This window comes from Streptomyces spectabilis (assembly GCF_008704795.1).
In the GTDB taxonomy this organism is placed as follows: Bacteria; Actinomycetota; Actinomycetes; order Streptomycetales; family Streptomycetaceae; genus Streptomyces; species Streptomyces spectabilis.
Genome location: NZ_CP023690.1, coordinates 7586503 through 7608310 on the forward strand (window position 1 = coordinate 7586503; position 21808 = coordinate 7608310).

22 protein-coding genes are annotated in these 21808 nt (G+C 74.4%); 20 read left to right on the forward strand and 2 right to left on the reverse strand.

What is annotated here, in order from left to right; translation table 11 throughout:
* The first annotated feature begins 254 nt into the window (after positions 1 to 254).
* From CP982_RS33075 to CP982_RS33115, 9 genes are all read left to right on the forward strand, one after another.
* Positions 255 to 1097 (forward strand): M55 family metallopeptidase, encoded by an 843-nt coding sequence (locus CP982_RS33075; protein WP_150513812.1) that lies wholly within the window; start codon positions 255 to 257, stop codon positions 1095 to 1097.
* The gene (locus tag CP982_RS33080; protein WP_150513813.1) at positions 1090 to 2415 is read left to right on the forward strand and encodes a M20/M25/M40 family metallo-hydrolase; all 1326 of its coding nucleotides are present in this window, start codon (positions 1090 to 1092) and stop codon (positions 2413 to 2415) included. The genes CP982_RS33075 and CP982_RS33080 overlap by 8 nt, the downstream gene beginning before the upstream one ends.
* A 91-nt stretch (positions 2416 to 2506) precedes the next feature.
* Positions 2507 to 4507, forward strand: coding sequence for a S9 family peptidase (locus CP982_RS42725; RefSeq protein ID WP_229878614.1), 2001 nt, complete (start codon positions 2507 to 2509; stop codon positions 4505 to 4507).
* Positions 4504 to 5439 carry a S66 peptidase family protein gene (locus tag CP982_RS42180; protein WP_229878612.1) on the forward strand — a complete coding sequence of 312 codons (936 nt, stop codon included), beginning with the start codon at positions 4504 to 4506 and terminating at the stop codon, positions 5437 to 5439. The genes CP982_RS42725 and CP982_RS42180 overlap by 4 nt, the downstream gene beginning before the upstream one ends.
* Before the next feature lie 230 nt (positions 5440 to 5669).
* The gene (locus CP982_RS33095; RefSeq protein ID WP_221515652.1) at positions 5670 to 7475 is read left to right on the forward strand and encodes a CocE/NonD family hydrolase; all 1806 of its coding nucleotides are present in this window, start codon (positions 5670 to 5672) and stop codon (positions 7473 to 7475) included.
* Between the two features lie 129 nt (positions 7476 to 7604).
* Positions 7605 to 7850 (forward strand): LapA family protein, encoded by a 246-nt coding sequence (locus CP982_RS33100; RefSeq protein ID WP_150513815.1) that lies wholly within the window; start codon positions 7605 to 7607, stop codon positions 7848 to 7850.
* Between the two features lie 27 nt (positions 7851 to 7877).
* Positions 7878 to 8456, forward strand: a complete 579-nt coding sequence (locus CP982_RS33105) for a GNAT family N-acetyltransferase (RefSeq protein WP_150513816.1) — start codon at positions 7878 to 7880, stop codon at positions 8454 to 8456.
* 72 nt (positions 8457 to 8528) lie between these two features.
* The gene (locus tag CP982_RS33110; protein ID WP_150513817.1) at positions 8529 to 9425 is read left to right on the forward strand and encodes an arginase family protein; all 897 of its coding nucleotides are present in this window, start codon (positions 8529 to 8531) and stop codon (positions 9423 to 9425) included.
* 96 nt (positions 9426 to 9521) lie between these two features.
* Entirely contained in the window at positions 9522 to 11474 is a 1953-nt protein-coding gene (locus CP982_RS33115) for a DUF5107 domain-containing protein (RefSeq protein WP_150513818.1), read from the forward strand.
* Positions 11475 to 11514: 40 nt separating this feature from the next.
* On the opposite strand, the gene CP982_RS33120 is transcribed toward CP982_RS33115, so the two are convergent.
* Positions 11515 to 11862, reverse strand: a complete 348-nt coding sequence (locus CP982_RS33120) for a VOC family protein (protein WP_150513819.1) — start codon at positions 11860 to 11862, stop codon at positions 11515 to 11517.
* Positions 11863 to 11957: 95 nt separating this feature from the next.
* Here CP982_RS33120 and CP982_RS33125 point away from each other — a divergent pair, with 95 nt between their 5' ends.
* The gene (locus tag CP982_RS33125; RefSeq protein ID WP_150513820.1) at positions 11958 to 12542 is read left to right on the forward strand and encodes a phage holin family protein; all 585 of its coding nucleotides are present in this window, start codon (positions 11958 to 11960) and stop codon (positions 12540 to 12542) included.
* A 13-nt stretch (positions 12543 to 12555) separates the two neighbouring features.
* On the opposite strand, the gene CP982_RS33130 is transcribed toward CP982_RS33125, so the two are convergent.
* Complete coding sequence (locus CP982_RS33130; RefSeq protein ID WP_150513821.1) at positions 12556 to 13128, reverse strand: ATP-binding protein; 573 nt, start codon at positions 13126 to 13128, stop codon at positions 12556 to 12558.
* Positions 13129 to 13345: 217 nt separating this feature from the next.
* Here CP982_RS33130 and CP982_RS33135 point away from each other — a divergent pair, with 217 nt between their 5' ends.
* The 10 genes from CP982_RS33135 to CP982_RS33180 all read left to right on the forward strand — a co-directional run bounded on the left by CP982_RS33135 (position 13346) and on the right by CP982_RS33180 (position 21786).
* Complete coding sequence (locus CP982_RS33135) at positions 13346 to 14707, forward strand: NAD(P)/FAD-dependent oxidoreductase (RefSeq protein ID WP_150515838.1); 1362 nt, start codon at positions 13346 to 13348, stop codon at positions 14705 to 14707.
* A gap of 6 nt (positions 14708 to 14713) precedes the next feature.
* Positions 14714 to 16585, forward strand: a complete 1872-nt coding sequence (locus CP982_RS33140) for a transketolase (RefSeq protein ID WP_150513822.1) — start codon at positions 14714 to 14716, stop codon at positions 16583 to 16585.
* 14 nt (positions 16586 to 16599) lie between these two features.
* Positions 16600 to 17550 carry a non-homologous end-joining DNA ligase gene (ligD, locus tag CP982_RS33145; RefSeq protein WP_372503459.1) on the forward strand — a complete coding sequence of 317 codons (951 nt, stop codon included), beginning with the start codon at positions 16600 to 16602 and terminating at the stop codon, positions 17548 to 17550.
* 57 nt (positions 17551 to 17607) lie between these two features.
* Entirely contained in the window at positions 17608 to 17928 is a 321-nt protein-coding gene (locus CP982_RS33150; protein WP_150513823.1) for a gas vesicle protein GvpO, read from the forward strand.
* Between the two features lie 146 nt (positions 17929 to 18074).
* Positions 18075 to 18509 (forward strand): gas vesicle structural protein GvpA, encoded by a 435-nt coding sequence (locus tag CP982_RS33155; RefSeq protein WP_150513824.1) that lies wholly within the window; start codon positions 18075 to 18077, stop codon positions 18507 to 18509.
* Complete coding sequence (locus CP982_RS33160; protein ID WP_150513825.1) at positions 18506 to 19273, forward strand: GvpL/GvpF family gas vesicle protein; 768 nt, start codon at positions 18506 to 18508, stop codon at positions 19271 to 19273. The genes CP982_RS33155 and CP982_RS33160 overlap by 4 nt, the downstream gene beginning before the upstream one ends.
* A gap of 9 nt (positions 19274 to 19282) precedes the next feature.
* The gene (locus tag CP982_RS33165; protein ID WP_150513826.1) at positions 19283 to 19588 is read left to right on the forward strand and encodes a gas vesicle protein GvpG; all 306 of its coding nucleotides are present in this window, start codon (positions 19283 to 19285) and stop codon (positions 19586 to 19588) included.
* Positions 19585 to 20262: a DNA primase gene (locus CP982_RS33170; protein WP_150513827.1), complete on the forward strand. Its 678-nt coding sequence runs from the start codon at positions 19585 to 19587 to the stop codon at positions 20260 to 20262. The genes CP982_RS33165 and CP982_RS33170 overlap by 4 nt, the downstream gene beginning before the upstream one ends.
* Positions 20255 to 21388 carry an SRPBCC family protein gene (locus CP982_RS33175; RefSeq protein ID WP_150513828.1) on the forward strand — a complete coding sequence of 378 codons (1134 nt, stop codon included), beginning with the start codon at positions 20255 to 20257 and terminating at the stop codon, positions 21386 to 21388. Before CP982_RS33170 ends, CP982_RS33175 begins: the two co-directional genes overlap by 8 nt.
* Entirely contained in the window at positions 21385 to 21786 is a 402-nt protein-coding gene (locus tag CP982_RS33180) for a gas vesicle protein (RefSeq protein ID WP_150513829.1), read from the forward strand. The genes CP982_RS33175 and CP982_RS33180 overlap by 4 nt, the downstream gene beginning before the upstream one ends.
* Positions 21787 to 21808 lie beyond the last annotated feature (22 nt).

The window sequence follows — 21808 nt, forward strand, 5'->3', positions numbered from 1 at the left end:
TCAGGTGACGACCCTATGCAGCCGATATGCGATGACCTGCGGGGTTGCCCTGACGTAAGGGGCATTTCGGGTGACCCTGATGTGCCATTCACCACGGTTGCCCCTGATGTGGCGTCAACTTCGTAACGTTCGCAAAACGTAAGAATGCTGAATAATCGCAACGCTGTGAGACGGAGAACTCCTGATCGGCTCGGGACCGCGTCGGTGCTGCTCGTCGTAGCAGGTTTCCTCCCCACCCCGTAACGTGTCAGGGCATGAAGATCCTCATCAGCGCCGACATGGAGGGCGCCACAGGTGTGACCTGGCCGGCTGATGTGCTGCCGGGTACGCCGCAGTGGGAGCGGTGCCGGTCGATGTTCACATCGGACGTGAACGCGGCGGTGCTCGGCTTCTTCGACGGCGGTGCCGACGAGGTGCTCGTCAACGAGGCGCACTGGACGATGCGCAACCTCCTGCTGGAGGAGCTGGACGAGCGCGTCCAGATGCTCACCGGCCGGCACAAGGACCTCTCCATGGTCGAGGGCGTCCAGCACGGCGGCAGCCAGGCCGTGGACGGCATCGCGTTCATCGGCTACCACGCGGGCGCCGGGATGGAGGGCGTCCTCGCGCACACGTATCTCGCGAACCAGATCACGGGCGTGTGGGTCAACGGCGTCCGCGCCAGCGAGGGCCTGCTGAACTCCCATGTGGTGGCCGAGTTCGGCGTCCCCGTGGTGCTCGTCACCGGGGACGACCTGGCCTGCGAGGACGCCCTCGGCTATGCGCCCGGCGCGCTGAAGGTCGCCGTCAAGGACCACGTGTCGCGGTACGCGGCGGTGTGCCGCACCCCCGCCCGCACCGCCGCCGACATCCGTGCCGCCGCGAAGGAGGCGGCGGGCCTCGCCGTGCGGCACGAGCCGGTGGCGGGCGGCCCGTTCACCGTGGAGGTCGAGTTCGACGCCGAGCACCTGGCGATGGCCGCGACGGTGGTTCCGGGGGTGCGGCGCGTGGCGGAGCGGAAGGTCGCGTACACGAGCGAGACCATGTACGAAGGCATTCGCACGTTCAAGGCGGTCACCACGATCGCCTCCGCCGCGGTGGAGGAGCAGTATGGCTGAGCAGGTGGACTCATCGGCACTGGACGAGGTCGTCCGGTTCACCTCCGACCTCATCCGCATCGACACCACCAACAGCGGTGACGGCGAGTGCCGCGAGCGCCCCGCCGCCGAGTACGCCGCGGCGCTGCTCGCCGAGACCGGTCTGGAGCCCACGCTCCTGGAGCGCACCCCGGGCCGGACGAACGTGGTCGCCCGCATCGAGGGCACGGACCCGGGCGCCGACGCCCTGCTGGTCCACGGCCACCTCGACGTCGTGCCCGCCGAGGCCGCCGACTGGAGCGTGCCCCCGTTCTCCGGCGAGATCCGCGACGGCGTCGTGTGGGGCCGCGGCGCCATCGACATGAAGAACATGGACGCGATGATCCTGGCGGTCGTGCGCGGCTGGGCGCGCGCCGGCGTGCGGCCCCGGCGCGACATCGTGATCGCGTTCACCGCCGACGAGGAGGCCAGCGCCCGCGACGGCTCCGGCTTCCTCGCCGACGAGCACCCCGACCTTTTCGAGGGCTGCACGGAGGGCATCAGCGAGTCCGGCGCCTTCACCTTCCACGACGGCCGGGGCAACCAGCTCTATCCGATCGCCGCCGGGGAGCGCGGCACCGGCTGGCTCAAGCTCACCGCGCGCGGCACGGCGGGCCACGGCTCCAAGGTCAACAAGGCGAACGCGGTCAGCAGGCTCGCGGCCGCCATCCACCGCATCGGGGAGTACCACTGGCCGGTGCGGCTCACCCCCACCGTGCGGGCGGCCCTGGTGGAGCTCGCCGGGATCTACGGCCTGGAGGCCGACCCGGACGCCCCCGGGTTCGACGTCGACGGCTTCCTGGAGAAGCTCGGCCCCACCGCAGGCCTGGTCGAGCCCACGGTCCGCAACAGCGCCAACCCCACGATGCTCCGCTCCGGTTACAAGGTGAACGTGGTCCCGGGCGAGGCGACCGCCTATGTGGACGGCAGATTCGTGCCCGGCGGCGAGGAAGAGTTCCGCACCACCCTTGACCGGCTCACCGGACCGGACGTCGACTGGGAGTTCCATCACCGGGAGGTGGCGTTGCAGGCGCCGGTGGACACGCCCACGTTCGCCAAGATGCGCGCGGCCGTGGCCGAGTTCGCCCCCGAGGGCCGCGTCGTGCCGTACTGCATGTCGGGCGGCACGGACGCCAAGCAGTTCTCGCGGCTCGGCATCCGGGGCTACGGCTTCTCGCCGCTGCGGACGCCGGAAGGCTTCGACTACCAGGCGCTCTTCCACGGCGTTGACGAGCGGGTGCCGGTCGAGGCGCTGCACTTCGGTACGCGGGTGCTCGACCGGTATCTGCGCACGGCCTGACCGCCCGCCGTGAGACCTGGCCGACGAAGCACCTGACGGACCAACGGACCAACGGACCAACGGACCAATGGGGGAACGGACTGTGGGGGAGATGATCGACATGGCACTGACCAAGCCGTACGGCTCGTGGCTGTCCCCGATCGACGCCGGGCTCGCCGCGGCGCACGACGGCCACCCGGCCTTCGCGGGCTTCGTCGGGGGCGAGGCGTGGTGGACGGAGCCGCGCCCGCTGGAGGGCGGCAGACGCGCGCTGCTGCGCCGCCGCCCGGACGGCCGCGAGGAGTCGGTGCTCCCCGCTCCGTGGAACGTGCGCAGCCGGGTCATCGAGTACGGCGGCCTGCCCTGGACCGGCACCGAGCGCCCCGGCGACCCGCGGGGCCCGCTCATCGTGTTCACGCACTTCACCGACCAGCGCCTGTACGCCTACGAGCCGGACGTCCCCGGCGCGGAGCCCAGACCCCTGACTCCGGTGTCGGACGTGGGCGGCGGGCTTCGCTGGGCGGACCCGCGGATCCACGCCGACCGGGGGGAGGTGTGGTGCGTCCTGGAGGAGTTCACCGGCGAGAAGCAGACCGACGTGCGGCGCGTGCTCGCCGCCGTGCCGCTCGACGGCTCGGCCGCCGGGGACCGGGCCGCGGTGCGGGAGCTGTCCGACGGGCGCCACCGGTTCGTCACCGGGCCCCGCCTCGCGCCGGACGGCGCGCACGTCGCCTGGCTCGCCTGGGACCACCCCCGGATGCCCTGGGACGGCACGGAGCTGATGGTCGCCGAGGTCGGCGCGGACGGCTCCTTCGGCGGCGCGCGCCGGTTCGCGGGCGGCCCGGAGGAGTCGATCGCGCAGGTCGAGTGGGCGCCGGACGGGCGGCTGCTGTTCGCGAGCGACCGCACGGGCTGGTGGAACCTGTACCGCGCGGCGCTCGACGGCACCCCCGTCGCGCTCTGCCAGCGCGAGGAGGAGTTCGGCGGCCCGCTGTGGCAGCTCGGCCTCAGCTGGTTCGCGCCGCTGGACAGCGGCCTGGTCGCGGTCGTGCACGGCACGGGCGCCACCGCGCTCGGCGTCCTCGACCCGGAGACCGGCGAGGTCGTCGACGCGGCCGGGCCCTGGACGGAGTGGTCGGCGTCGGTCGCCGTCAGCGGCACCCGCGTCATCGGCGTCGCCGCGAGCCCCCGCAGCGCGTACGAGGTGGTGGAGCTGGACACCCGCACCGGCCGTGCCCGCGTCATCGGCGCGGCGCACGACGACCCGGTGGACCCCACGTACTACCCCGAACCGCAGATCCGCACGTTCCTCGGACCCGACGGCCGGGAGATCCACGCCCATGTGTACCCGCCGCACCACCCGGGCCACCTCGCCCCCGACGACGAGCTGCCGCCGTACGTGGTGTGGGCGCACGGGGGGCCCACCTCGCGGGCGCCGCTCGTCCTCAACCTGGTGATCGCCTACTTCACCTCGCGCGGCATCGGCGTCGCCGACGTCAACTACGGCGGCTCGACGGGCCACGGCCGGGAGTACCGCAACCGCCTGCGCGAGCAGTGGGGCGTGATCGACGTCGAGGACTGCGCCGCCGTCGCGCTCGCGCTCGCCGAGGAGGGCACCGCCGACCGCGCGCGCCTGGCGATCCGGGGCGGCAGCGCGGGCGGCTGGACCACGGCCAGCTCCCTGACGACGACGGACGTGTACGCCTGCGGCACGATCATCTACCCCGTCCTCGACCTCACGTCATGGAGCGACGGGGAGACCCACGACTTCGAGTCGCGCTATCTGGACACCCTCATCGGGCCGCCCGACGAGGTGCCGGGACGGTACGAGGAGCGCTCGCCGGTGCGCCACGCCGAGCGGGTCACCGCGCCGTTCCTGCTGCTCCAGGGCCTGGACGACGTGATCTGTCCGCCCGCGCAGTGCGAGCGGTTCCTGGAGCGGATGGAGGGGCGCGGGGTGCCGCACGCGTACCTCGCCTTCGAGGGCGAGGGGCACGGCTTCCGGCGGGCCGACACCCTGGTCCGGGCCCTGGAGGCGGAGCTCTCGCTGTACGCGCAGGTGTTCAGGATCGATCCGGCGGGCGGTCTGCCGACGCTGGAGCTGACCAAGTGAGCGCGGTGGCCGCGCCGTTGACGCGGCCCGCGCGGCTCGCCCCCGGCGCCCGGGTCGCGGTCGTCGCGCCCAGCGGACCCGTCCCCGAGGACCTGCTCGCGGCGGGCCTGGACATCCTGCGCGGCTGGGACCTCGACCCCGTGGCCGCCTCGCATGTCCGGGACACGCACCCGCGGTTCGCCTATCTCGCGGGCACCGACGAGGACCGGGCGCGGGACCTCCAGAGCGCCTGGTGCGATCCGTCGGTGGCGGCGGTGTTCTGCGCCCGCGGCGGGTACGGGGCGGCGCGGATGGTCGACCTCCTCGACTGGGACGCGATGCGGGCGGCGGGGCCCAAGGTGTTCCTCGGGTTCAGTGACATCACCACGCTGCACGAGGCGTTCGCGTGCCGCATGGGGATCGTGACGCTGCACGGCCCGATGGTCGCGGAGGCCGGCTTCCTGAAGAGCGCGCGGGCGCAGGAGCACCTGCGGGCCACGCTGTTCGAGCCGGAGTCCGTGCGGGTGCTCGCCTCCGCGGGCCGGCCGCTGGTGGGCGGGCGGGCCCATGGGGTGACGCTGGGCGGCTGTCTGTCGCTGCTCGCGGCCGACGTGGGCGCGGCGGGGGCCAGGGCCGGTGCGGGCGGCGGGCTGCTGCTCCTGGAGGACACCGGCGAGGAGACGTACCACATCGACCGCTTTCTGACGCAGCTGACGCGGGCGGGCTGGCTCGACGGCGTGGCCGGGGTGGCGCTCGGGTCGTGGGTGGAGTGCGAGGCGTACGACAGGCTTGGGCCGCTGCTCGCGGAGCGGCTCGAGGGGCTGGGGGTGCCGGTCGTGGAGGAGTTCGGGTTCGGGCACGGTGACGGGGCGCTGACGGTGCCGCTCGGGATACCGGGGCACCTGGACGCGGACGCGGGGACGCTGACCCTGGACATACCCGCGCTCGTCTAGGGAGCGCGCGAGCACGTGCGGCGTGCGCCCCGTTCGCTGAATCTCCGTCAAGAATCCAGTGCCACGGGCGTTGCCCCGCCGCATGACGTGTGTCTCGGTACGAGCGCGCGCCGGTGCCTGCCGGGCGGTGGTCGCTCGCCCCCACCGTGGAGGCCCTCGTGTTCCGTCCTGCCGTGCCGTCGTTCCGCAAAGCCCCGCCGAAGGGAGGCGGCCGGGCCAGAGGGCGGGCGCTGGTCGCCGCCGCGCTCGCCGCGCCCCTGCTGCTCGCCGGGCCCGCGTCCGGTGCCGGGGAGCGGGGCGGCGGCGAGACCCGGAGCGGCCGGTTCACCGTCACGCCCCTCACGTTCACGGTCACGGCGGGGGAGCGGCGCTGCACCGTGGACGCCGATCTGTACCGCCCGCGGGGCGTGGACCGGGCGCACCCCGCGCCCGCCGTGCTCGCCACCAACGGCTTCGGCGGCAGCAAGGACGATGCCTCCACGGCCGCCATCGGCAGAATCGTCGCGGAGCGCGGCTACGTCGGGCTCGTGTACTCCGGGCTCGGCTTCGGCAGGTCCGGCTGTCTGATCTCGCTCGACGACCCCGCGATCGACGGCCGGGCGGCCTCCGGGCTCCTGGACTTCCTGGCCGGTGAGCGGGCCGCCGACGACGGCACCCGGGCCGACTACGTGGTCGCGGACGCCCCGGGCGACCCCCGCGTCGGCATGCTCGGCGCCTCGTACGGCGGCGCGGTCCAGCTGGCGACGGCGGCCGACGACCACCGCGTGGACGCGCTGGTCCCGATGATCACCTGGCACGACCTCGCCTACTCCCTCGCCCCGAACAACGCCGTCGACCGGACGGCCGGGGGCCGCGAGGTCCCCGGTGCCGCCAAGTGGCAGTGGATGAACGGCTTCTACCTCGCGGGGGAGGGCCAGCCCTTGCTCGCACCGAGCCTCGACCCGTCCCGGATCAACTCCCTGGACTGTCTGCACTTCGTCACCCGGGCCTGCGAGATGGTCCGCACGCTCAACTCCGGGCGCTATCCGGCGGACCGGACGCGGCGTCTCCTCGCGTTCGCGCGCAGCGTGTCGCCGGTGTCGTACCTGGACCGGGTGGAGGCGCCGACGCTGCTGGTGCAGGGCCAGGCCGACACCCTGTTCAACCTGAACGAGGCGGAGGCGACGTACCGCACGCTCAAGGAGCACGGCACCACGGCGAAGATGATCTGGCAGTCCTGGGGGCACAGCGGCGGCACGGGAAGCCCCGCCGCCGGTGAACTCGACCTGGGCGGGGGCGATCTGGAGTCGAGTTACGTCGGACGCCGGATCCTGGCGTGGTTCGACCGCTACCTGCGCCACGACGAGAGCGCGGAGACCGGGCCCGACTTCGCCTACCACCGCGACTGGATCAAGGACCCGGACCGCGCCTACGCCACCGCGTCGCGGCTCCCCGCGGACCGGCGGGAGCTGTACCTCTCCGGTGAGGGGCGGCTCGTCGACGACCCCGCCCGGGTGACGTCCGGCAGCCGGACGTACCGCAACGGGCCGCTGCCCACGAGCCATTCGGAGAGCCGGGCCGCCGGGCTCGCGGGCCTGCCCGACCCGGCGCCGTACGACACCAGGGGCACCCACCTCGGCTGGACCACCGAGCCGCTGACGCGGTCCGTCGAGGTCGTGGGGGCGCCCGAGGCGACGCTGAGGGTGGACTCGCCCCGCGCCGAGCGGGCGCAGCGCTCCGCCGACGCCGCCGACAAGCTGGTGCTCTTCGCGAAGCTGTACGACGTGGCGCCGGGCGGCGAGCAGACCCTGGTCCACCGCCTGGTGGCGCCGGTGCGGGTGCCGGACGTGCGGGGGCCGTTCACGGTCCGCCTCCCGGGGATCGTCCACCGGTACGAGAAGGGGCACCGGCTGCGGTTCGTGATCGCGGCCAGCGACGGGGCGTACGGCGGCAACCGCGGTGTGAAGCCGGTGACGGTGACCAGCGCGCCCGGCGACACCGGCGTGCTGCGGCTGCCCGTGGTCCAGAGCGTGTCCCACGGGCCGGACAGGACCTAGCCGCTGTCACCCGATCGGCCCACGGACCCACCCGGCCGCGTCACCCGCCGTGCGCCGTGCCCCGACCGCTGCCCATCCTGACGGGACGGGCAGCGGCCGGCGCTGCGACGGATACGGAAGGGTCCCGCCATGAGCAGTTCCACGGGCGGCTCCAAGAGTCCCTCGAAGGGCGGCGTGGCCGGGCTGATGACGCCCGGCAGGATCACCGTCGCCGTCATCGCCCTGCTCACCCTCGTCTTCATCTTCGAGAACACCCGCAGCACCAAGATCCGGCTGCTCATCCCCGAGGTGACCATGCCGCTGTGGATGGCGCTGTTCGGCACCGCGGTGCTCGGCGCCGTGTGCGGGGCCTACTTCGTCCGACGGCGCAAGTGAGCCGGGCGCCCCGGTAACGTGGGGCGGATGCGCCAGCCGAGCCCCCGTCACCTCGCCGAAGGCCCCCGCGTGGGGATACGCCGCTTCACCCCCGCGGACGGAGCCGAGTTCACGGCCCGGGCCAGGGAGAGCCAGGAGCTGCACCGGCCCTGGCTGTTCCCGCCCACCACGGAGGAGACCTACGCGGCGTACGCGCGCACGCTCATCGAGGACCCCACCAGGTCCGGGTACCTCGTCTGCGCGCGGGAGTCGGGCGCCATCGCCGGGTTCATCAACGTCAACAACATCGTCCAGGGCGGCTTCCGCTGCGGGGCGCTGGGCTACGGCGTGTTCGCGCACGCCGCCGGGCGCGGCCTGATGCGGGAGGGGCTCGGGCTCGTCGTGGACCACGCCTTCGGCGAACTGCGCCTGCACCGCCTGGAGATCAACGTGCAGCCCGGCAACGCCGCGTCGATCGCGCTCGCCCGCCGCCTCGGCTTCCGCCTGGAGGGCTTCTCGCCCGACTTCCTGTTCATCGACGGGGCGTGGCGCGACCACCAGCGGTGGGCGCTGACCACCGAGATGCGGGCCGCGTCGCCGACCGGCCAGGGCCGTCGCGCGGAGTGACGGACCGGCCGTGACGTCGGCCACGGCCAGGGCCATTGAAGGGGCCGGCCCCTGTCGCGGAGGATGGACCGCATGCGGAACATCGTGGTCATCGACGCGCCCTCCAACCTGGGCCTGCGCCCGCCCGCCCCGGGCACCGTGCCCGGCTGCCACAAGCTCGCCGGGGCGCTGCGCGAGCGCGGCATCCTGCGGCGCCTGAACGCCTTCGAGGGAGGCGTCGTCGTGCCGCCGCGCTACGACCGGGGCGACTGGCAGGAGGGCGACGGCGTGTTCAACGCCGCCGCGATCGCCGCGTACACGCCCCGGCTCGCCGACCGCGTCGAGCGCCATCTGCGCGCCGGGGACCTGCCCGTCGTCCTGGGCGGTGACTGCTCCATCCAGCTCGGCGCGTCCCTCGCGCTGCGCCGCATGGGGCGCTACGGCCTCGCGGCGATCGACGCCTCCGCGGACTTCCGGCACCCGGGCAACTCCGACCGGATCGGCGCGGCGGGCGGCGAGGAGCTGGCGCTCGCCACCGGGCGCGGCCAGGACGACCTCACCGACCTCGAAGGCCTGCGGCCCTATCTGAAGGACGAGGACGTAAGGATCTTCGGCATGCGCGACGGCGACGAGGACCGCGCCGAGCTGGGCGAGCTGAGGATACCGACCGTGACGGTCGGCGAACTGCGGCAGTGGGGCGCCGCCGACGTGGCCCGCTCGGCCGTCGTCGGCCTGGAGCACGAGGCCCTGGACGGCTTCTGGGTGCACCTGGACGCCGACGTGCTCGACCCGTCCGTGATGCCCGCCGTCGACAGCCCCGACGAGGACGGCCTGCACCCGGACGAACTGCTCGCGCTGCTGCGCCCGTTGGTCCGCTCACCCCGCTGCGTCGGGCTCAACGTCACCATCTACGACCCCGATCTCGACCCCGACGGCACGGCGGGCGACGTGCTCACCGACGTCGTGGTGGCGGCCTTCGCGGACGCGTGATCGCTCTCGGCGTCATCGGAAGCGGTCCGGGCCTCTGGCCGGGGCGGCGTTCAGCGTGTTCCATGGTCAACGACCCGATGACCTGAGGAGACCGCCGTGGCGACGACCGTGCGACGCGACGTAACTACCCTGCCCGCGGCCGCGTTGGGGCCGGACAATCCGCTGCCGCCGCTGCGCCTTCCGCGCGCGCCGCACCGGGTCGAGGACCGCGCGCGGCAGGAGCTTCCGCGCGACATGGCGCGGCAACTCGGGTACGAGCCGCTGCGCTCGGTGCTGCCCGCGCCGCTGCGCGACGGCTACGGCCGACAGCGCACGGCCACCTCGTTCGACGTGCTCGTCCTGGAGAACGAGCGGCTGCGCGCCACCGTCCTGCCCGGTCTCGGCGGTCGCGTGCACTCGCTCGTGCACAAGGAGAGCGGGCGCGAACTGCTGTACCGGAACCCGGTGTTCCAGCCCGCGTGCTTCGCGCTGAACGGCGCCTGGTACGCGGGCGGCATCGAGTGGAACATCGGCGCCACCGGGCACACCACGCTGTCCTGCGCACCGCTGCACGCCGCCGTCGTGACCGCGCCCGACGGCGGCCCGATGCTGCGCCTGTGGGAGTGGGAGCGGCTGCGGGACGTGCCGTTCCAGGTGGACCTGTGGCTGCCGGAGGACTCCGACTTCCTGCACGTGGGGGTGCGGATCCGCAATCCGCACGAGAAGTCCGTGCCCGTCTACTGGTGGTCCAACATCGCCGTGCCCGAGGAGCGCCGGGTGCTCGCGCCCGCCGACGAGGCCTGGCGGTACGACTACGCGCACGCCCTCGCCCGGGTGCCGGTGCCCGAGCCCCAGGGGCCGTACGCCGCCGACTACTTCTACGACGTGCCGGACGGCGCGCGCCGCTGGATAGCGGCGCTCGACGCCGACGGACACGGCCTCGTCCAGACGTCCACGGCCACGCTGCGCGGGCGCAAGCTCTTCCGCTGGGGCGCGGGCAGCGGCGGGCGGCGCTGGCAGGAGTGGCTGACCGGCCCGGGGTCCGGCGGGTACGCGGAGATCCAGGCGGGGCTCGCGCGCACGCAGCTGGAGCATGTGCGGCTCGACGCGGAGAGCGAGGTCGCGTGGCTGGAGTCGTACGGACCGCTGGCGCTCCCGGCGGACGTGGCGCACGGGGACGACTGGGCGGCGGCCCGCGCGGCGGCCGAGGCGCGGCTCGCCGACGCGCTGCCGCGGGCGGCGGTGGACGCGGCGTACGAGCGGTGGCTGGCGCACGCCGACGACGAGCCGGGGGAGACGCTCGCCGTCGGGTCCGGCTGGGGCGCGCTCGAAGTCCTTCGGGGCGGGTACAAGCTGCCGGGCACGCCGTTCGCCGAGGCCGCGCTCGGGCCCGAGCAGGAGCCGTGGCTCGAACTGCTGCGGTCCGGGGCCGTGCCGGAGCCGTCCGGGCCCTGGGTGCCCGGGCCCACGCTCGTCGCCCGGCACTGGCGGGACATGCTGGAGACGGCGCCCGCGCGGCCGCACGCTGAGTACCACCTGGGGGTCGCGCAGTGGCACGCGGGGGACCGGGCGCAGGCGGAGCGCAGCTGGGAGCGCGGGCTCGCACGGGCCGCGGTGCGCTGGCCGCTGCTGCGCTGCCTGGCGGTGGCCGACCTGGAGTCGGGGCACGGCGAGCGGGCCGCGGACCGGTACGAGGAGGCCTTCGCCGGGCTCGGCGACGACGAGGCGGCGGGGGCCGTGGGGGCGGCGCTCGGGCGGGAGGCCATCGAGGCGCTCCTCGCCGTGGGCCGCGCGGCGGCGGCGCGGGCGGTCTGGGAGCGCCTCGGCCCCGACGCGCGGCGGCTCGGGCGCTTCCGGTTGCTCGAAGTCAGGCTGCTGGTCGCGGAGGGGGACGCGGCCGGGGCGCGCGCGGTACTCGACGAGGGGTTCGAGGTGGCGGACCTGCGCGAGGGGGACGAGGGGCTGGGGGAGCTGTGGGCGACGGTGGCACCGGGGGTGCCGGTGCCACCGGCCTACGACTTCCGGATGCGCCCCGCCGAGCCTGCCGAGGTCCCTGGCGGCGGGGCCTGAGCGCAGGGGGGCGGGGCGGCTGTGGGCCCGGCACGAGACGCTACGCGTTGCGGTCCACGTACTCGAAGACCGTGCCGTCCGGGTGCATCGCGATCAGGTTGCGGCCCGCGGGGGTGGGGACGGGGCCCGCGATGATGCGGGCCCCGGAGGCGGTGAGGGTGGCGTGGGCCTCGTCCACGTCCTTCACGGCGATCGTCGCCGTGACCTTGCGCAGGATCTCCAGCTCGTGCTCGGGCCCGCTCATCAGCAGGAAGCACCCGACCGACGCGACGGAGACGCCGCCCCGTTCGAAGCGCATGGCTGTGCTGCCCGTCAGCCGCTCGTAGAAGGAGACGGACGCCTCCAGATCGGTCACACAGACACGCAGCACGGTTCCCAGGATTTCCATACGAACGAGCCTAGTTGGCCCCGGCCGGGCAGGAGATCCATTCGGCCGAGCCCACGCCGTCGTTACGGGCCAGGGCCGCGGGGTACTCGGCGGCCATGACTGCATCGGACAACCCCCACTACCCTCAGGTCCCCCCGTCGAGCGCGCCGGGCAGGACGGCCACGGGCGTCGCGTCCCCGGAGACGGCCCTGAGCGACGCGCTGTCGCAGGTCGTCCACGAGGCGGTGCGCGCGTCCCTGCACGAGTCGGTGCGCGCCGAACTGCGCGGCCAGGTCCGCGCCGAGCTGGCCGACGCGGCGCGGAAGCAGCGCCGCAAGGCCTCCCTGTACGCGACGGCCGGAGCCGTCGCGCTGTACGCGGGCGCCGCCGCGGCGCTCACCCTCGGCCTGGCGATCGCGGTCGGCCTGCCCGCCTGGGCGGCGGGCCTGATCGTCACCGTGCTGCTCGCGGTGGCGGCTGTGGTCCTGCGCAACGCGGCCCGGCCCACCCGGCCCGGCCCCGCCAAGGACAGCACGCCCACCTCGAAGGACGCCACCTCCGAAGGCGCCGCCGAGGCCGCCGTGCCCCAGGCCCCGCGCGGCGCCCCGGGCACCGCCGACTTCCCCGCGGTGCCGGCCACCCCGCCCGGCGTCACCACGCCGCCCGCCACCTCCGAGTCGCCGGGCCCGCGGGCCCGGTGAGGCGCGCGGCTCCTCAGCCGCCGACCGCCACCGCGTCCGGGAGCCAGCCCGTCGCACGCAGGACCGCCGTCGCCACCTCGCCCACCGTGCGGCCGTCCGTCGCCACCCGGTGCGTGCCGGACGGGACGCCCGCGTCCAGGTGCCGCGCCATGTGCGCGCTGCGGCGCAGCTGCCGGGCGAGCTCCGAGCCCCGCTCGCGGGCCGTCAGGCGCTGTTCGACCGTCGCGTCCGCGGCCGTGAGCAGGACGCGGGTGAGGCGCGGGGACCCGAGGGCCGCCGTGAAGATCCGCTCCTCGCTGCCCAGCACGGACGCCGTGTTCGTGTAGACGAGCCGGCGGCAGCCCAGAGCCGCGTAGTTCGCCCACAGCGCCGCGAGGTTGCGGGTGGTGAGCCGGGAGCGGTCCGGGTCGTCCGGCGGCGCGGGGTGCACCGCGTCCAGTACGTCGCCCTCGATCAGGGCGTGCCCGACGTCGGCCGCCCGCAGCCGTGCCGCGACCTCCAAGCCCACGCACGTCTTGCCCGCTCCGGAACGGCCCCCGATGAGCAGGACCTCCGGCAGCGCCTGTGCTTCCCTCAGCGCGTTCATGACCGCGAGCGTGCCCACGCGGGCCTTCCCCGCGCCACTGGTTTCGCGGCGGGGTTTCACCCCGGCGGCCACGGGCACCTGGGAGGTCCGTGCGGGAGCACACGTACCGACACCCGCACCGCAGCCCAGAGGCATCCGTGCGGAACACCGCACGGATGCCGTGCCGCACTCCACCGGAGGCGCAAACGTGAGCCGAGCATCCCACCGCCCGCACGTCGTGATCGTCGGTGCCGGATTCGCCGGGTTCCAGGCCGCGCGGACCCTCGCGCGGCTCGCCCGCGGCCGGGCCGACGTCACCCTGCTCAACCCCACCGACTACTTCCTCTACCTGCCCCTGCTGCCGCAGGTCGCCGCGGGCGTCCTCGAACCGCGCCGCGTCACCGTGTCGCTCTCCGGCACCCTCAAGCACGTCCGGCTCGTCCTCGGCGAGGCCGACGGCGTCGACCTGGAGCGGCGCGCCGTGCGCTACACGGGACCGGAGGGCGAGCGCGGCGAGCTGACCTACGACCGGCTCGTCCTGGCCGTCGGCAGCGTCAACAAACTCCTTCCCGTGCCCGGTGTCGCCGAGCACGCGCACGGCTTCCGCGGTCTGCCGGAGGCGCTGTACCTGCGCGACCACGTGACCCGGCAGATCGAGCTGGCCGCCGCCGCGCCCGACGCCGCGACGTGCCGGGCGCGCTGCACCTTCGTGGTCGTCGGCGCGGGCTACACCGGCGTCGAAGTCGCCGCGCACGGGCAGTTGTTCACCCGGTCCCTGGCGCGCCACCAGGCGCTGCGCGCCGGGATCGAGCCGCGCTGGCTGCTCCTGGACATCGCGCCGCGCGTCCTGCCGGAGCTGGACCGGCGCCTGTCCACGACCGCCGACCGCGTCCTGAGCGGACGCGGTGTGGAGATCCGTACGGGCACGTCCGTGAAGGAGGCCACGCGTGAGGGCGTGCTCCTCGACGACGGCGACACCATCGACACGCGCACCCTCGTGTGGTGCGTCGGCGTGCGCCCCGACCCGCTCGTCGCCGGGATCGGCAAGCCCCTGGAGCGCGGCCGCCTCGTCGTCGACCCGTTCCTGAACGTGCCGGGCCACCCCGAGGTGTTCGCCTGCGGGGACGCGGCGGCCGTGCCCGACCTGGCCGAGCCGGGCGAGTTCACGGCCATGACCGCCCAGCACGCCTGGCGGCAGGGCAAGGTCGCGGGCCGCAACGTGGCGGCCTCGCTCGGCGTCGGCCGCCGCGGCGCCTACCGCCACCACGACCTCGGCTTCACCGTCGACCTCGGCGGCGTCAAGGGCGCCGCCAACCCGCTCGGCGTCCCGCTGTCCGGGCCGCTCGCCGGGGCCGTCACCCGCGGCTACCACCTGGCCGCGATGCCCGGCAACCGGGTGCGCGTCGCCGCCGACTGGCTCCTCGACGCGGTGCTGCCGCGCCAGGGCGTGCAGCTCGGCCTCGTCCGGTCGTGGTCGGTGCCCCTCGACACGGCGTCGCCGGAGCTCGCCCGGGTGCCCGGCGGTCCCGCCGCGCCGGGCGGGCACCCCGCGCCGGCCGACGCGCGGAGCCACGAGCACGAGCCCAAGCCCGAGGAGTGAGCGACCATGACCGAGACCACCCCGCGCGGCGGCCCCGCGCCGGACCAATTCCGCGAACTGGCAAGGCAGTTGCGCGTCGACTCCGTGCGCGCCGCGGCCGCCGCCGGATCCGGGCACCCCACCTCGTCCCTGTCGGCGGCCGACCTCATGGCGGTGCTCCTCGCGCGCCACCTCCAGTACGACTTCCAGCGGCCCGACCACCCCGGCAACGACCGGTTCATCCTCTCCAAGGGGCACGCGTCGCCGCTCCTGTACGCCGCGTACAAGGCGGCGGGCGCGCTCGACGACGAGGAACTGCTCACCTTCCGCAAGCAGGGCAGCCGCCTCGAAGGCCATCCGACGCCGCGCCGCCTGCCCTGGGTCGAGGTCGCGACCGGCTCGCTCGGGCAGGGGCTCGCCGTCGGCGTCGGCATGGCCCTGTCCGGCAAGCGGCTCGACCGCATCCCCTACCGGGTCTGGGTCCTGTGCGGCGACGGCGAACTGGCCGAGGGCGCCGTGTGGGAGGCCGCCGAGCACGCCGCGTACGAGCACCTGGACAACCTCACCGCGCTCGTCGACGTGAACCGGCTCGGCCAGCGCGGGCCCACCCGGCACGAGTGGGACCTGGACGCGTACGCGCGCCGTCTGAAGGCCTTCGGCTGGCACGTCGTCGCGGTCGACGGGCACGACGTCGAGGACGTCGACCGCGCCCTGCACGAGGCGCGCTCCACCGCGGGCCAGCCCACCGCCGTCCTCGCCCGCACCGTCAAGGGCAAGGGCGTCGCGTCCGCCGAGGACCGCGAGGGCCTGCACGGCAAGCCGCTGCCCGACGCCGACGCCGCGATCGCCGAGCTCGGCGGCCCCGGGCGGCTGCGCGTCACCGTCCAGGCCCCGCCCGCGGCCCGCGTGCTGCGCGCCACCCGCAGCGGACACCTGGAGCTGCCCCGGTACGAGCGGGGCGCCGAGGTCGCGACCCGCGACGCCTTCGGCCAGGCGCTCGCGGCGCTCGGCACGGCACGCGGCGACGTCGTCGCCCTCGACGGCGAGGTCGGCGACTCGACCCGCGCGGAACTCTTCGCCAAGGAGCACCCGGAGCGGTACTTCGAGTGCTACATCGCCGAACAGCAGCTCGTCGCCGCCGCCGTGGGCCTCGCCCGGCGCGGCTGGGTGCCGTACGCGGCCACGTTCGCGGCGTTCCTCACCCGCGCCCACGACGTCGTCCGCATGGCGGCCGTCAGCGGCGCGGACCTGAACCTGGTGGGCTCGCACGCGGGCGTCGCCATCGGCCAGGACGGCCCGTCCCAGATGGGCCTCGAGGACCTGGCCATGTTCCGCGCCGTGCCCGACTCCACCGTCCTGTACCCGTGCGACGCCCCGCAGACGGCGCGCCTCGTCGCCGCCATGGCCGACCTCGACGGCGTGCGCTACCTGCGCACCACGCGCGGCGCCACGCCCGTCCTCTACGGCCCCGGCGAGGAGTTCCCCGTCGGCGGGTCCAAGGTGCTGCGCTCCAGCGGCGCCGACCGGCTCACGGTCGTCGCCGCCGGAGTGACCGTCCACGAGGCGCTCGCCGCGGCGGCGGCCCTCGACCGGGAGGGCGTCCCGGTGCGCGTCGTCGACCTGTACTCCGTCAAGCCCGTCGACCGGCGCACGCTGCGCGCGGCCGCCGAGCAGACGGGCTGTCTGCTCACCGTCGAGGACCACCGGCAGGAGGGCGGCATCGGCGACGCCGTCCTGGACGCCTTCAGCGACGGCAGCCCCGTGCCGCGCCTGGTGCGCCTCGCGGTGACCGGCGTACCGGGCTCCGCCTCGCCCGCCGAGCAGCTGCGGGCCGCCGGGATCGACGCGGAGTCGATCGCGGCGGCCGTACGGCTGCTCGTGGAACACGTGGTGCGATGACGCCGGGAGCGGACATGGGCGAGACGCGCACCGTGCGGGCGGGCCGCCGCACCGTCGCACTCCACAGGCCCCGCAAGCCCTTCATCCCCGAGGGCGCCGACGCGGCCGACGGCGGCGCCGCCTACACCAAGGGCGACCTCTTCGACTACTACCGGTCCGTCGCCCCCTTCATGCTGCCGCACCTGCGCGGCCGCCCCCTGATGCTGGAGCGGCACCCGGACGGGGTGCCGGGGCCCCGCTTCATGCAGAAGGACACGCCGGACCACTACCCGGACTGGATCAGCCGCGCCGAGGTGGCCAAGGAGGGCGGCACCGTCACGCACACCGTGTGCGACGACAGCGCCACGCTGCTCTACCTCGCCGACCAGGCCTGCGTCACCCTGCACCGCTGGCAGTCCCGCGTCGGCCGCGTCGACCGGCCCGACCGCATGGTCTTCGACCTGGATCCGGCGGGCGACGGAGCCCCGCAGGAGGTGTACGGGCCGGTGCGCGAGGCCGCTCGGCTGCTCGGCGAACTCCTCGACCAGGTGGGCCTGCCGTCCGCCGTGATGACGACCGGCTCGCGCGGCCTGCACGTGGTCGTGCCGGTCAACGGCCGCCACCACGTCGACGACGTCCGCGACTTCGCCAAGGAGGTCACCGACGTCATGGCCGCCGCGCACCCGGACCGCTTCACCACCGCGGTCCGCAAGAAGGACCGGGGCGGGCGGCTCTACCTCGACGTGCTGCGCAACGGGTACGCGCAGACGGCCGTCGCGCCCTTCTCGGTGCGGGCCAGGCCCGGCGCGCCGGTGGCCGTGCCGCTCGCCTGGGAGCAGCTCGACGCCCCCGGCACCCACGCCGCCCGCTGGACCATCACGGATGCCGTGGCGCAGGCCCGCACGGACCCCTGGGCGGGCCTGCTGCGCTCGCCCCGCGCGCTCGGCCCGGCCCGCCGCAAGCTCCGGGCGCTGCGCCGCGGCTGACCGGCCCGGCGGAGGTTTGCCCCCACGCGACCCGGTCACTCGGGTCAGGAGGTGGCCATGACGCATACGTCCCGCAAGCAGAACAACACGACAGCCGAGTCCGACGACCTGCCCGGGCCCATCCAGGTGCTGCGGCACGCACGGGAACAGCTCTCCGAACTCACCGGCCTCGCCGCCGAGTCCGTCTCGTCGTTCGAACGCACCGACGCGGGCTGGGAGCTGGAGGTCGAGGTCCTCGAACTGGCCCGCGTACCGGACACCATGAGCCTGCTCGCGACCTACGCCGTGAGCATGGACCCCGGCGGCGAGCTCACCGCCTACCGCAGGGTGCGCCGCTACGAGCGCGGCCGCGCCGACCCGCACCGCGCGGGCGGCTGACCGGCCCCCCCCCGCGGGCACGCGAGCGCTCCGGGCATTCCACGGAACGACCCAGGCACCCCTGGACACCCCGAGACATCCCAGACCCCTAGATATCCCGAGACATCCCCAGACATCGTCATCCAAGGCAAGGAGGACAGGTCGGCATGACCGTCGTCCCAGCACAGCAGAGCGGCGGCGCAGGCGGCACCAGTGGCCTGTACGACGTCATCGAACTCATCCTCGACCGCGGCCTCGTGATCGACGCGTTCGTGCGCGTCTCGCTCGTCGGCATCGAGATCCTCAAGATCGACGTGCGCGTCGTCATCGCCAGCGTCGACACCTATCTGCGCTTCGCCGAGGCCTGCAACCGCCTCGACCTGGAGGCAGGCCCGAACCGGAGCCCCGGCCTGCCCGACCTGGTCGGCGAGATCACCGAGTCGGGTGCGCGCGGCAAGTCCAAGGGCGCGCTCAGCGGCGCCGCCGAGACCGTGTCGGACGCCTTCAAGCAGGCGCGCGAGGAGGGCCGCTCCGGTGAGGAGGAGGCCGCGAGGCCGCGCCGGCGCAGCACGTCGCGGTCCCGGAAGGAGGAGACGGAGTGACCACCTACATCTACGGCATCGCCCACACCGGCCACCCGGGGCTGCCGGAGGGCATGGGCGGCATCGGCCAGCCGACGCGCCCGGTGCGTGTCCTCAGGCACGGCAGGCTCGCGGCCATCGTCAGCGACAGCCCCGAGGACCTGCGCCCCAAGCGGCGCGACCTGCTCGCCCACCAGAGCGTCCTGGACGAGGCGGGCGCGGGCGGCCCCGTCCTGCCGATGCGCTTCGGCAGCCTCGCACAGGACGACCAGGCCGTGCTCGACGTCCTCGACCAGCTGGCCGACCACTACGAGGAGCGGCTGCGCTCCCTGGAGGGCAGGGCCGAGTACAACGTGAAGGCCGCCCACGACGAGCAGGCCGTCCTGCACCAGGTGCTCGCCGAGAACCCCGAGCTGCGGGCCCTGGCCGAGGCCAACCGCAAGGCGGGCGGCGGCACATACGAGCAGAAGCTGCGGCTCGGCGAGCAGCTGACCGCCGCCGTGCAGGGCCGCGAGGCCAGCGACGGCATCGAGGTGCGCCGTGCCCTGGAACCCTGCGCGGAGGCCGTCAGCACGGGTCCCGAGGGCACGGGGTGGCTCGCCAACTACTCGTTCCTGGTGCGTCGCGAGTCCGCCGAGGGCTTCGTGGCCGCCGTCGCGGAACTGCGCAAGACCCAGCCGCACCTGGACGTGCGCGTGCACGGTCCGCTGCCCCCGTACAGCTTCGTCGACCCCGCCCCCGCAGCCCCCGCCGCGCCTTCGGACGACGCGGCGCGGGCGCGGTGAGGCCCGCCCATGGGACTCGTCGGTGAAGTGCTCGCGCTGCCTCTGGCGCCCGCCCGGGGCACCCTCTGGGTGCTCCGTCAGGTGGTCGCCGAGGCGGAGCGGCAGTACTACGACCCCTCGGCCATCCGCGCCGAACTCGCCCGGCTCACCGAGCTGTTGGAGGCGGGCGAGATCGGCGAGGACGAGTTCGACCGCCGTGAGGACGAGCTGCTGACGCGGCTCGGCTACGGCGTCCGGCAGGCAGCGGCCCAGGAGCCCGGCACAGCGACCGGCTCCGGGGCCGCTCCGGAGGAGAACAGGACGGCGACACGATGAACCGTTTGGCAGTGGGCCTCGGCGTAGGCGCGGGGTACCTCCTGGGACGGACCAAGAAGGCCAAGCTGGCCTTCGCCGTCGGCACCATGGTCGCGGGCAGGAGGCTGAAGCTGAGCCCCGCGTCCCTGGCCCGCGCGGTGACCGACCAGTTGGAGAACAACCCGCAGTTCAAGGAGATAGGCGACCAGCTGAAGGAGGACCTGCGGGGCGTGGGCAAGGCGGCGACGGGATCGCTGCTCGACCGGCGCCTGGAGTCCTTCGCGGACCGCCTGCACGACCGCACGCTGGACGTCCGGGACCGGATGGCGGGGGTGACGGACGGGGCGGCCGGGGAGCCGGACGAACCGGAGGGCGCCGAGGAGCCCGATGACCGCGGCGAGCCCGATGACCGCGGCGAGCGCGACGAACGTGACGAGCCTCGTGACGAGAGCCGCGACGCGACGAGAAAGACGCGGTCGGCGGCCAAGAAGGCCACCCGCTCGGCCGGTGGGAAGAGCGGCGGCGGCACGGGTTCCGGGCAGGCCCGGAAGAAGAGCCCGGCGCCGCGCAAGACGTCGTCCGCACGCGGCGGCCAGGGCGGGGACAAGGCGAAGCGGAGCACGGCGAAGAGGGCCCCCGCCAAGCGCTCCGCGGCGCAGCGGTCCAGCCGTGCCAAGGGAGGCGACGATGGCTGACACGCGCGAGCGGATCCGCGACACGGCGAGCGGGGCCGCGGGCTCCGGGAACGGCGCGGGCTCCGGCGGCGCGCTGAGCGCCGCCCTGCACGGCCCGGGCGCCGACCGCCTGAAGGACGAGGCGCGGGCCTATCTCATGGCGCAGGCCGAACGCGCCCTGGTCGGCGTCGGCCGCAAGCTCGGCGACGCCACCGTCAAGCTCAACGACGTGGCCGAGGGCCGCAGCCCGGGCTTCGCCCGCCTCGCGCTCGACGGCGGCCGCAAACTCGCCGAGGGCAAGGGCCCGTTGCGCAGCGCCGCGGAGCTCGGCGGCAGCCGCCTGAAGGACGCCGTGAGCGGCTCCCTCAAGGGCGCCCTGGACAAGGCGCGCGGCAAGGGCGGCAAGAGCGGCAGCGGGCAGAAGCCCACCGTCATCCTGGAGCACGTCGACGTCGGCGTGCCGGTGCGCGAGGCGTACGAGCAGTGGACGCGGTACGAGGAGTTCGCCACCTTCACCAAGGGCGTGCGGGACGCCACGGAGGTCAGCGACACCGAGTCCCACTGGAAGCTCAAGATCTTCTGGTCCAGCAGGAGCTGGACGGCACGCCTCGTCGACCAGGAGCCCGAGGAGCGCATCGCCTGGACGTCGGAGGGTGCCAAGGGCACCACGAAGGGCGTGGTCACCTTCCACCCGCTCGGCGAGCGGCTCACCCGGGTCGTGCTGGTCATCGAGTACTACCCGAAGGGCCTTTTCGAGCGGACCGGCAACCTCTGGCGCGCCCAGGGCCGCAGGGCCCGCCTCGACCTGAAGCACTTCGCCCGCCATGTGTCGCTGCGCTCGGCGACCCAGGACGCCGACACCGACGCGGAGAACGCAGAGGACACGGAGGACGCGGAGGACACAGAAGACACGGATCCCCAGGAGGACGCCGAGGACGTGGCGTACCACGAGGACGACGACACCTACACCGAAGAGGGCGACGAAGAGGCGGACGACGAGGGCTACGCGGACGAGGACGGCGTGTACGAGGACGAGGCCGAGGAGGATGACGGCGAGCCCGAGGACATCGCCGAGGAGGTCGACGAGGAGGCCGAGGACGAGGTCGACGAGGACGAACCCGTGGCCGCGTCCCGGAGCCGCCGATGACGACCGCGAGCCGGCTGCCCGATTCGTACGGCCAGGGCGGCGGCACCAACCTCGCCGACGTCCTGGAACGCGTCCTGGACAAGGGCGTCGTCATCGCCGGGGACATCCGGATCAACCTGCTCGACATCGAGCTGCTCACCGTGAAGCTGCGGCTCGTCGTCGCCTCGGTGGAGCGCGCCAAGGAGATGGGCATCGACTGGTGGGAGGACGACCCGGCCCTGTCCAGCAAGGCGCGCAGGTCCGAACTCGCCCGGGAGAACGCCGAGTTGAAGCAGCGTCTGGAACGGCTCGAACTGGCGCGGGGCGATGCCGGGTCCGAGAGCGGAAGTGAGCGTGACCGTGACCGCGGAGGTGAACCGGAACGTGACCGCGGAAGTGAACCCGAACGTGAGCGATGACGTAATCGATGACGTGACCCAT

Coding starts and splice junctions, on each gene's coding strand:
- CP982_RS33075 (WP_150513812.1), top strand. CDS start 255: ATGAAGATCCTCATCAGCGCCGACATGGAGGGCGCCACAGGTGTGACC.
- CP982_RS33080 (WP_150513813.1), top strand. CDS start 1,090: ATGGCTGAGCAGGTGGACTCATCGGCACTGGACGAGGTCGTCCGGTTC.
- CP982_RS42725 (WP_229878614.1), top strand. CDS start 2,507: ATGATCGACATGGCACTGACCAAGCCGTACGGCTCGTGGCTGTCCCCG.
- CP982_RS33100 (WP_150513815.1), top strand. CDS start 7,605: ATGAGCAGTTCCACGGGCGGCTCCAAGAGTCCCTCGAAGGGCGGCGTG.
- CP982_RS33105 (WP_150513816.1), top strand. CDS start 7,878: ATGCGCCAGCCGAGCCCCCGTCACCTCGCCGAAGGCCCCCGCGTGGGG.
- CP982_RS33110 (WP_150513817.1), top strand. CDS start 8,529: ATGCGGAACATCGTGGTCATCGACGCGCCCTCCAACCTGGGCCTGCGC.
- CP982_RS33120 (WP_150513819.1), bottom strand. CDS start 11,862: ATGGAAATCCTGGGAACCGTGCTGCGTGTCTGTGTGACCGATCTGGAG.
- CP982_RS33125 (WP_150513820.1), top strand. CDS start 11,958: ATGACTGCATCGGACAACCCCCACTACCCTCAGGTCCCCCCGTCGAGC.
- CP982_RS33130 (WP_150513821.1), bottom strand. CDS start 13,128: ATGAACGCGCTGAGGGAAGCACAGGCGCTGCCGGAGGTCCTGCTCATC.
- CP982_RS33140 (WP_150513822.1), top strand. CDS start 14,714: ATGACCGAGACCACCCCGCGCGGCGGCCCCGCGCCGGACCAATTCCGC.
- ligD (WP_372503459.1), top strand. CDS start 16,600: ATGGGCGAGACGCGCACCGTGCGGGCGGGCCGCCGCACCGTCGCACTC.
- CP982_RS33150 (WP_150513823.1), top strand. CDS start 17,608: ATGACGCATACGTCCCGCAAGCAGAACAACACGACAGCCGAGTCCGAC.
- CP982_RS33155 (WP_150513824.1), top strand. CDS start 18,075: ATGACCGTCGTCCCAGCACAGCAGAGCGGCGGCGCAGGCGGCACCAGT.
- CP982_RS33165 (WP_150513826.1), top strand. CDS start 19,283: ATGGGACTCGTCGGTGAAGTGCTCGCGCTGCCTCTGGCGCCCGCCCGG.
- CP982_RS33170 (WP_150513827.1), top strand. CDS start 19,585: ATGAACCGTTTGGCAGTGGGCCTCGGCGTAGGCGCGGGGTACCTCCTG.
- CP982_RS33175 (WP_150513828.1), top strand. CDS start 20,255: ATGGCTGACACGCGCGAGCGGATCCGCGACACGGCGAGCGGGGCCGCG.
- CP982_RS33180 (WP_150513829.1), top strand. CDS start 21,385: ATGACGACCGCGAGCCGGCTGCCCGATTCGTACGGCCAGGGCGGCGGC.